This is a genomic window from Mycobacterium sp. 1482292.6, from assembly GCF_001672995.1.
In the GTDB taxonomy this organism is placed as follows: domain Bacteria; phylum Actinomycetota; class Actinomycetes; order Mycobacteriales; family Mycobacteriaceae; genus Mycobacterium; species Mycobacterium europaeum_A.
In genome coordinates this window covers 1-9497 of record NZ_LZKV01000257.1, presented here as the reverse complement: position 1 = coordinate 9497, position 9497 = coordinate 1, and the positions used below count along the sequence as shown (strand labels likewise).

The window sequence follows — 9497 nt, the reverse complement described above, 5'->3', positions numbered from 1 at the left end:
CAGATGCGGCTGGGCCCCTACGCGGTGATGCACGCGATCGCCGACCACGTGGTGGACCACTACCTCGAGGTGAGCAGCCTGATGCTGGCCGACATCGACGGCATCGAGGGGCTGGCGTTCGCCCCGGGCAGCAAGATCGACGTCGAGCCGATTTATCTGCTCACCTCGAGGTAGTGGTCCACCACGTGGTCGGCGATCGCGTGCATCACCGCGTAGGGGCCCAGCCGCATCTGCTCGGGATCGCCATCCATCCGCTTGCGCACCTCGGACAGGCCGCCGTGTTCGCCGTGGCGGACGGTGACCACGAAATCCCTCCCGACGAAAACCATGATCTCGCCGGTCTCGACGATCTCGCGGGCCAGCACCACCGATTCGTGGGGGACGTAGTTGACGGTCTTGAGGACCAGGAACAGGGTGTCGTCGTAGCGCTCCACCTTGGGCCGCTGATGGGCGCACACCGCGTCTTCCACCGCCAGCGGGTGCAGGCCGAACACGTCGGCCACTTCCTGCATCTCGGACTGGCTGGGTTCGCGCAGTCCGACCCAGACGAATCCCTCCTGACCCTGCGTTTCGATCTCGCGCACCTTATCCAGTGCGTCCGCGTAACCGAGCTTGCCGGGCAATCGTTGGCCGTCGGCGTAGACGGCGCAGTCGACCAGCGTCTGGGTGGGCGGCTTCGGGGCCGGGACCGCCTTCGGTTGCGGTTCATGCGCGAGGGGCCGAAGCGCTTCGGGCAATGCGTCGAATCCCTGGAACACAGCCACCTCCCACCAAGCGCAGGTCCGATCAGGCGGTGCTCCATGCTACGCGTCCCGGCTGTTCAAAGCGCGACGATCAGGTGTCGGGAAAGCCCTGGTAGCGGACCGGAGATCGGCGGCCGAGCGCAGTGCGCTAGTTTCGAGCCGAAACCTCGAATCTGCACGAACTTCTCCACAAGGAGTAAATCGACGTGAGCGCAAGTCCTCTCAAGGTCGCTGTCACCGGCGCCGCCGGCCAGATCGGCTACAGCCTGTTGTTCCGCCTGGCGAGTGGCTCGTTGCTGGGCCCCGACCGCCCGATCGAGCTGCGGCTCCTTGAGATCGAGCCCGCGCTCAAGGCGCTCGAGGGCGTCGTGATGGAACTCGACGACTGCGCGTTCCCGCTGCTGTCCGGCGTGGAGATCGGCGCCGACGCCAACAAGATCTTCGACGGCGTCAACCTGGCGCTGCTGGTGGGCGCCCGGCCGCGCGGCCCGGGCATGGAGCGCAGCGACCTGCTGGAGGCCAACGGCGCGATCTTCACCGCGCAGGGCAAGGCGCTCAATTCCGTCGCCGCCGACGACGTCCGCATCGGCGTCACCGGCAACCCGGCCAACACCAACGCGCTGATCGCGCTGAGCAACGCCCCCGACATCCCCAAGGAGCGGTTCTCCGCGCTGACCCGCCTGGACCACAACCGGGCGATCTCGCAGCTGGCCAAGAAGACCGGCGCCGCGGTCACCGACATCAAGAAGGTGACCATCTGGGGCAACCACTCGGCCACCCAGTATCCCGACATCTTCCACGCCGAGGTCGGTGGCAAGAACGCGGCCGAGGTGGTCAACGACCAGAACTGGATCGAGAACGACTTCATCCCGACCGTCGCCAAGCGCGGCGCGGCGATCATCGACGCGCGCGGCGCCTCCTCGGCGGCCTCGGCGGCTTCGGCGACCGTGGACGCCGCCCGGTCCTGGCTGCTGGGCAGCCCGGAGGGGGACTGGGTCTCGATGGCGGTCTACTCCGACGGCTCCTACGGCGTGCCCGAGGGGATCGTGTCGTCGTTCCCGGTGACCACCAAGGACGGCAACTGGTCGATTGTGCAGGGGCTGGAGATCGACGAGTTCTCCCGCGGCCGCATCGACAAGACCACCGCCGAGCTGGCCGACGAGCGCAGCGCCGTCACCGAGCTCAAGCTGATTTAGCCGCGATCGCGGCCGCGGCGGGCCGACGTTGCGACCCACATCACCAATTAGGCCTACTAATGGGTAGTCAGTACCCTGAAGCGCGTGTCCGAATTGCTTGAATCGATACAGACGCATGCCGAGCAGGGCGTGATCACCGATGCGGAGATCTTCGAGGCACACGTCGGCGGCAAGCTTTCGGTAGGCCTGACGTCGCCCCTGGACACCCAGCGCGCCCTCTCGATCGCCTACACGCCCGGTGTGGCGCAGGTCAGCCGCGCGATCGCCGCCGACCACACTCAGGCGGCCCGCTACACGTGGGCGAACCGGCTGGTGGCCGTGGTCAGCGACGGCAGCGCGGTGCTGGGCCTCGGTGACATCGGCCCCGCGGCGTCGCTGCCGGTGATGGAAGGCAAGTGCGCCCTGTTCCAGGCGTACGGCGGGCTGAACGCCATCCCGATCGTGCTGGACACCAAGGATCCCGACGAGATCGTGGAAACCCTGGTGCGGCTGCGCCCGACCTTCGGCGCCGTCAACCTCGAGGACATCTCCGCGCCGCGCTGCTTCGACATCGAGCGTCGCCTCATCGAGGCGCTGGACTGCCCGGTGATGCACGACGACCAGCACGGCACCGCGATCGTGGTGCTGGCCGCGCTGATGGGCGCCAGCAAGCTGCTCGGCCGCGACATGACCTCGCTGAAGGTGGCGGTCTCCGGGGCCGGTGCGGCCGGCGTCGCGTGCACCAATCTCCTGATGGTGATGGGTGTTTCGGACATCACCGTGCTCGACTCGCGCGGCATCCTGCACACCGGTCGCGACGACATGAACGACGTCAAGGTGGCGCTGGCGCAGCGCACCAACCCCGCCGGCCTGACCGGCAGCCTGGCCGAAGCCGTCCGGGGCGCCGACGTGTTCCTCGGATTGTCCGGGGGCGTGGTGCCCGAGGAGATGATCGCCACCATGGCGCCGGGCGGGATCGTGTTCGCGCTGTCCAACCCCGACCCCGAGATCCACCCGCAGATCGCGGCCAAGTACGCCTCGGTGGTGGCCACCGGCCGCAGCGATTTCCCGAATCAGATCAACAACGTGCTGGCCTTCCCCGGGGTGTTCCGCGGTGCGCTGGAGGCCGGTGCCCGGCGGATCACCGAAAAGATGATGGTCGCCGCGGCCGAGGCGATCTTCTCCGTCGTCAGCGACGACCTGGCGCTCGACCGCATCGTTCCCAGCCCGCTGGACACGCGGGTCGGGGAAGCGGTCGCCTCCGCGGTGGCGCTGGCCACGGAAGCCTCAGACACGACCGTCGCCGGGGGGTGAGAATCGGCAGGCTGGCGGTGCCGCTGCTCGCCGCCGTGGTGGCTGTGGCCGGTTGCGCAACCGACACCGGTGACCGCCGGGCCCGTGCCGAGGTGGTGGTCGGTTCCCGCCCGGACGCCGACTCGGCGCTGCTGGCCGGCGTCTACGTCGCCGCCTTGCGGTCATACGGATTCGGTGCGCGGTTCCAGGCGACCACCGACCCGAAGGCCCAATTGGATTCGGGCGCAGTCACCGTCGTGCCCGCCTTCACCGGCCGCGTGTTGCAGGCGTTGCAGCCCGGCGCGACGGCAATGTCGGACAAAGACGTCTACCGCGCGATGATCGCCGCGCTGCCCGAGGGTGTCGTGGCGGGGGACTACACGACGGCCGCGGAGGACAAGCCCGTGTTGCTGGTGAGCCAGCCGACGGCCAAGTCCTGGGGCGGCAGCGAGGTCAGCGCGGACCTGAGCACGCTGCCCCGGCACTGCGACGACCTCGTCGTCGGCGCTGTCGGCGGGCAGCCGGAACCGTCGGCGATCGGCGCCTGCCGGCTCGCCGCCCCGCGCGAATACCCGGACAAGGCAACGATGTTCGCCGCGATCAGGTCCGGCCAGCTGACCGCCGGGTGGACCACCACGGCCGACCCGGGCGTGCCCGGCGACCTGGTCGCGCTGGCCGACGGCAAGCCCGCGCTGATCCGCGCGGAGAACGTGGTGCCGCTGTATCGGCGCAACGCGTTGAGCGAACGGCAGTTGCTGGCGATCAACGAGGTGGCCGGCGTGCTGGACACCGCCGCCCTGGTCGAGATGCGCCGCCAGGTGCGCGCGGGTGCCGACCCGCAGGCGGTGGCGGGAGGCTGGCTGGCCGAGCATCCGCTCGGCCGCTGACGATCAAGGCTGACGTGCCCCGGCCCTCTCTCGCGCGTATCCACGCGCTCATCGACCGGGTCAGCGCTTCGGCAGCAACCGGGTGACGAAGTCCTTGACCCGGCTCATCACGGGGCCACCGACCAGCCGCTCGTAGTTCGGTCCGGCGAGCCGCACCAGCAGGTCCATCGCCTTGACGTCCGGACCGACCAGCACCCGCGCCTTGTTCTTGCGCACGCCTTCGAGGATGAGCTCGGCGGCCCGCTGCGGGGTGGTCTTGGCCTGCTGCTCCTCGAACACGGTGGCCAACTCGGCATGGTCGAGGCCCTCGACGCCGGTGGCGTTGCGGGCGAACGCGGTCTTGATGCCGCCCGGGTGCACCGTCGTCACCCGCACCGGGTGCCCGGCGCGGGCCATCTCCAGATGCAGCGACTCGGTAAAGCCGCGGACGGCGAACTTGGCCGAGACGTAGGCCGCCTGGCCGGGCGCGGAGAACAGGCCCAGCGCGCTCGAGATGTTGATGACGTGCCCGTCACCGGAGGCGATCAGGTGCGGAAGGAAGGCCTTGGTGCCGTTGACGACGCCCCAGTAGTCGACGTCGATCACCCGCTCGATGTCCTTGAACCGGCTGTCCTCGATGGAACCGATGAAGGTGATGCCGGCGTTGTTGTAGATCTGGTTGACCTGGCCGAAGTGCTCGTTGACGGCGTCGGCGTAGGCCAGGAAGGCCTCGCGTTCGGTCACGTCGAGCCGGTCCGACTTGAACGCCGCGCCGATCGCCGTCAGCTGTTCGGCGGTCTGGGCCAGCCCCTCGGTGTCGACGTCGCTGATCGCCACCTTGGCACCGGCCCGGCCCAGCTCGACCGCCAACGCCTGGCCGATACCGGAACCCGCTCCGGTGACCACGGCGACCTTGCCGGCGAACCTATCCATGCAAACTCCCTCGACCAGGGTTAACCGCTTGACGCTAATCGTTACCAGCGATGCTGGCTACAGCAGGGCGAAACGGTGAATCGGCGACCCTCGACACTGAGAGATCGATCACTGCTTGGGCAGCAACCGGCCCATCACCGGGCCGAAGAGCTGCTGGTAGTACGGGCCCGCCAGCCGCACCATCACGTCCAGGAGTTTGGCGTCCGTGCCGACCAGCACCCGGGCCTTCTTCTTGCGGACCGCGTCCAGGATGATCTGGGCGGCGCGCTGCGGGCTGGTCCTGGCGAGCCGCTTGTCGAACAGCTTCGCGAGCTGCTCGGGGTCGAGCCCCTCGGCGGCCGTCGCGTTGCGCGCGATCGCGGTCTTGATGCCACCCGGGTGCACCGTGGTGACCGCCACCGGGTGGCCGGCCGCGACCATCTCCTGCCGCAGCGCCTCGGTGAAGCCCCGCACGGCGAACTTGGCCGAGTTGTACGCCGCCTGCCCGGGCACCGAGAACAGCCCGAACACGCTGGACACGTTGACGACGTGGCCGTCGCCGGAGGCGATCAGGTGCGGGAGGAACGCCTTGGTGCCGTTGACGACGCCCCAGAAGTCGACGTCCATCACCCGTTCGATGTCCTTGAACTGGCTGACCTCCACGTCGCCGGTGAAGGCGATGCCGGCGTTGTTGTAGATCTGGTTGACCTTCCCGAAGTGCTCCTTGACGCCGTCGGCGTAGGCCAGGAAGGCCTCGCGCTCGGTCACGTCGAGCCGATCCGACTTGAACGACGCGCCGATCGCCCTCAGCTGCTCCTCGGTCTGGCCCAGGCCCTCGAGGTCGACGTCGCTGATCGCCACCTTGGCCCCCGAGCGGGCCAGCTCCAGGGCCAGCGCCTGCCCGATACCCGAACCCGCGCCCGTCACCACCGCGACCTTGCCGGCGAACCCTTGCATGAGCACCCTTCCTTCTTTGGCACGTTTGCGTCGAGGCTAGCCGGTACCAGCGGTCCCTGATACCTGCGGGTCACCGAAGCCCGTCAGGCGAAGGCCGTGTCGAGGATCTCCTGCTGCTCGACGGCGTGCACCTTCGACGACCCCGACGACGGCGCCGACATCGCCCGGCGCGAGATGCGCTTGAGGCCCGTCAGCTTGTCGGGCAGCAGCTCGGGCAGCTCCAGCCCGAAACGCGGCCAGGCGCCCTGGTTGGCCGGCTCCTCCTGGACCCAGAAGTATTGCTGCACGTTGGGGTAGCGGTCCAGCGTTTCATTCAGCCGGCGCTTCGGCAGCGGAGCGAGTTGCTCGATCCGCACGATCGCCACGTCGTCGCGGTTGTCCTTGGCCTTGCGGGCCACCAGCTCGTAATAGAGCTTGCCGCTGGTCAGCAGGACCCGGGTGACTTTGCCGCGGTCACCGATGCCATCCTCGTAGGTCGGCTCTTCGAGCACCGAGCGGAACTTGATCTCGGTGAAGTCTCGGACGTCGCTGACCGCCGCCTTGTTGCGCAGCATCGACTTCGGGGTGAACACGATCAGCGGACGCTGCACGCCGTCGAGGGCGTGCCGGCGCAACAGGTGGAAGTAGTTGGACGGCGTCGAGGGCACCGCGATCGTCATCGACCCCTCCGCCCACAGCTGCAGGAAGCGCTCGATGCGCCCCGAGGTGTGGTCGGGACCCTGACCCTCGTGGCCGTGCGGCAGCAGCAGCACAACGTTGGACAGCTGGCCCCACTTGGCCTCGCCGGAGCTGATGAACTCGTCGATGATCGACTGCGCGCCGTTGACGAAGTCGCCAAACTGCGCCTCCCACAACACCAGGGCGTCAGGGTTGCCCACCGTGTAGCCGTACTCGAAGCCCACGGCGGCGTACTCCGACAGCGGCGAGTCGTAGACCAGGAACTTGCCGCCGGTCGGGGTGCCGTCGGCGTTGGTCGCCAGCAGCTTGAGCGGCGTGAACTCGGCGCCGGTGTTGCGGTCGAAGATCACCGAGTGCCGCTGGGAGAAGGTGCCGCGGCGGGTGTCCTGCCCGGAGAGCCGCACCAGCTTGCCCTCGGCCACCAGCGAGCCCAGCGCCAGCAGTTCGCCGAACGCCCAGTCGATCTTGCCCTCGTAGGCCATCTCGCGCCGCTTCTCCAGCACCGGCTGCACCCGCGGGTGTGCGGTGAAGCCGTCGGGCAGGGCCAGGAACGCGTCACCGATGCGGGCCAGCAGCGCCTTGTCCACCGCGGTGGCCAGCCCGGCCGGCAGCATCTGGTCCGCCTCGACCGACTCGCTGGGCTGCACGCCGTGTTTCTCCAGCTCGCGGACCTCGTTGAACACCCGCTCCAGCTGGCCCTGGTAGTCGCGCAGCGCGTCCTCGGCTTCCTTCATCGAGATGTCGCCGCGGCCGATCAGGGCTTCGGTGTAGCTCTTGCGCACCCCGCGCTTGATGTCGACGACGTCGTACATCGCCGGGTTGGTCATCGACGGGTCGTCGCCCTCGTTGTGCCCGCGCTTGCGGTAGCACAGCATGTCGATGACGACGTCCTTCTTGAACTCCTGCCGGAAATCGACGGCCAGCTTGGCCACCCACGCGCACGCTTCCGGGTCGTCGCCGTTGACGTGAAAGATCGGCGCCCCGATCATCTTCGCGACGTCGGTGCAGTACTCGCTGGACCGCGAATACTCCGGCGCGGTGGTGAAGCCGATCTGGTTGTTGGCGATGATGTGGATGGTGCCGCCGACGCGATAACCGGGCAGGTTGGCCAGGTTCAGCGTCTCGGCGACCACGCCCTGACCGGCGAACGCGGCGTCGCCGTGCAGCATCATCGGCACCACAGAGAAGGCCTTTTCGTCCCCTTGGTCCTCGGCGCCGTGGTCGAGCAGGTCCTGCTTGGCGCGCACCAGACCCTCGAGCACCGGGTCGACGGCTTCCAGGTGCGACGGGTTGGCCGTCAACGACACCTGAATGTCGTTGTCGCCGAACATCTGTAGGTACACGCCGGTGGCGCCCAGGTGGTACTTGACGTCGCCGGAGCCGTGGGCCTGCGCCGGGTTGAGGTTGCCCTCGAACTCGGAGAAGATCTGCGAGTACGGCTTGCCGACGATGTTGGCCAGCACGTTGAGCCGGCCGCGGTGCGGCATGCCGATGACCACCTCGTCGAGGCCGTGCTCGGCGCACTGGTCGATCGCCGCGTCCATCATCGGAATGATGCTTTCCGCGCCTTCCAGCGAAAACCGTTTCTGGCCAACATATTTGGTCTGCAGGAAGGTCTCGAAGGCCTCGGCCGCGTTCAGCTTGCTCAGGATGAACTTCTGCTCGGCCACCGTCGGCTTGACATGCTTGGTCTCGACGCGCTGCTGCAGCCATTCCTGCTGCGAGGGTTCGAGAATGTGGGTGTATTCCACGCCGATGTGGCGGCAGTAGGCGTCGCGCAACAGACCCAGCACGTCGCGCAGTTTCTTGTATTCGCAACCGGCGAAACCGTTGACCTTGAACACCCGGTCCAGGTCCCACAGCGTCAGGCCGTGATTGAGGATCTCGAGGTCGGGGTGGCTGCGGAACCGGCTGCCGTCCAAGCGCAGCGGGTCGATGTCGGCCATCAGGTGACCGCGATTGCGGTAGGCCGCGATCAACTCCATCACCCGGGCGTTCTTGTCGACGATCGAATCCGGGTTGTCGGTGCTCCAGCGCACCGGCAGGTACGGGTTGCCCAGCTCGCGGAAGATCTCGTCCCAGAACGCGTCCGAGAGCAGCATCTCGTGGATGGTGCGCAGGAAGTCGCCGGACTCCGCGCCCTGGATGATGCGGTGGTCGTAGGTCGAGGTCAGGGTGATCAGCTTGCCGATGCCCAGCTCGGCGATGCGTTCCTCGCTGGCGCCCTGGAACTCGGCGGGGTATTCCATGGCGCCCACCCCGATGATGGCGCCCTGGCCGTTCATCAGCCGCGGCACCGAGTGCACGGTGCCGATGGTGCCCGGGTTGGTCAGCGAAATGGTCACGCCCGCAAAGTCTTCGGCGGTCAGCTTGCCGTCGCGGGCGCGCCGCACGATGTCTTCGTAGGCGGTGACGAACTGCGCGAACCGCATGGTTTCGCAGCCCTTGATCCCGGCGACCACCAGGGAACGCTTGCCGTCCTTGCCCTGCAGGTCGATGGCCAGGCCCAGGTTGGTGTGCGCCGGCGTCACCGCGGTGGGCTTGCCGTCGATCTCGGCGTAGTGCCGATTCATGTTCGGGAACTTCTTGATCGCCTGCACCAGCGCATAGCCCAGCAGGTGGGTGAACGAGATCTTGCCGCCGCGGGTGCGCTTGAGCTGGTTGTTGATGACGATCCGGTTGTCGATCATCAGCTTGGCGGGCACGGCGCGCACGCTGGTCGCCGTCGGCACGTCCAGCGAGGCCGACATGTTCTTGACGACGGCCGCGGCGGCGCCGCGCAGCGTCTGCAGCTCGTCACCCTCCGCGGCCGTACCCCGGCATCCCCACCACCGGGACAGGAGAACACCGATGAGCAACGAACAAGTGATGGC

General features: G+C 68.0%; 6 protein-coding genes and 2 pseudogenes. 4 read left to right on the top strand and 4 right to left on the bottom strand.

The window, feature by feature from the left end:
• A pseudogene (locus tag A5624_RS28380) lies at positions 1-162 on the top strand (magnesium transporter CorA); the annotation flags it as partial.
• On the opposite strand, the pseudogene A5624_RS26260 reads toward A5624_RS28380, so the two are convergent.
• A pseudogene (locus tag A5624_RS26260) lies at positions 159-758 on the bottom strand (CorA family divalent cation transporter); the annotation flags it as partial. The pseudogenes A5624_RS28380 and A5624_RS26260 sit on opposite strands and share 4 nt — an antisense overlap.
• Positions 759-949: 191 nt before the next feature.
• Here A5624_RS26260 and A5624_RS26255 point away from each other — a divergent pair.
• The 3 genes from A5624_RS26255 (at position 950) to A5624_RS26245 (ending at position 4098) form a co-directional block, all read left to right on the top strand.
• Positions 950-1939, top strand: coding sequence for a malate dehydrogenase (locus A5624_RS26255; RefSeq protein ID WP_066873273.1), 990 nt, complete (start codon positions 950-952; stop codon positions 1937-1939).
• Positions 1940-2023: 84 nt separating this feature from the next.
• Positions 2024-3232, top strand: coding sequence for an NADP-dependent malic enzyme (locus tag A5624_RS26250; RefSeq protein WP_066873271.1), 1209 nt, complete (start codon positions 2024-2026; stop codon positions 3230-3232).
• Positions 3229-4098 (top strand): glycine betaine ABC transporter substrate-binding protein, encoded by an 870-nt coding sequence (locus A5624_RS26245; RefSeq protein ID WP_066873267.1) that lies wholly within the window; start codon positions 3229-3231, stop codon positions 4096-4098. The genes A5624_RS26250 and A5624_RS26245 overlap by 4 nt, the downstream gene beginning before the upstream one ends.
• A 60-nt stretch (positions 4099-4158) precedes the next feature.
• Here A5624_RS26245 and A5624_RS26240 read toward each other — a convergent pair whose 3' ends face one another.
• The 3 genes from A5624_RS26240 to A5624_RS26230 all read right to left on the bottom strand — a co-directional run.
• Positions 4159-5010 (bottom strand): SDR family oxidoreductase, encoded by an 852-nt coding sequence (locus A5624_RS26240; RefSeq protein WP_066873264.1) that lies wholly within the window; start codon positions 5008-5010, stop codon positions 4159-4161.
• 108 nt (positions 5011-5118) lie between these two features.
• Positions 5119-5946, bottom strand: a complete 828-nt coding sequence (locus tag A5624_RS26235; protein WP_066873262.1) for an SDR family oxidoreductase — start codon at positions 5944-5946, stop codon at positions 5119-5121.
• Between the two features lie 83 nt (positions 5947-6029).
• Positions 6030-9497: multifunctional oxoglutarate decarboxylase/oxoglutarate dehydrogenase thiamine pyrophosphate-binding subunit/dihydrolipoyllysine-residue succinyltransferase subunit (locus A5624_RS26230; RefSeq protein ID WP_232002338.1), on the bottom strand; the 3468-nt coding region annotated here is incomplete at its 5' end.

What these genes read in the sequence shown, in the direction of transcription:
- A5624_RS26240 (WP_066873264.1), bottom strand. Translation starts at nt 5,010, where the DNA reads ATGGATAGGTTCGCCGGCAAGGTCGCCGTGGTCACCGGAGCGGGTTCC.
- A5624_RS26235 (WP_066873262.1), bottom strand. Translation starts at nt 5,946, where the DNA reads ATGCAAGGGTTCGCCGGCAAGGTCGCGGTGGTGACGGGCGCGGGTTCG.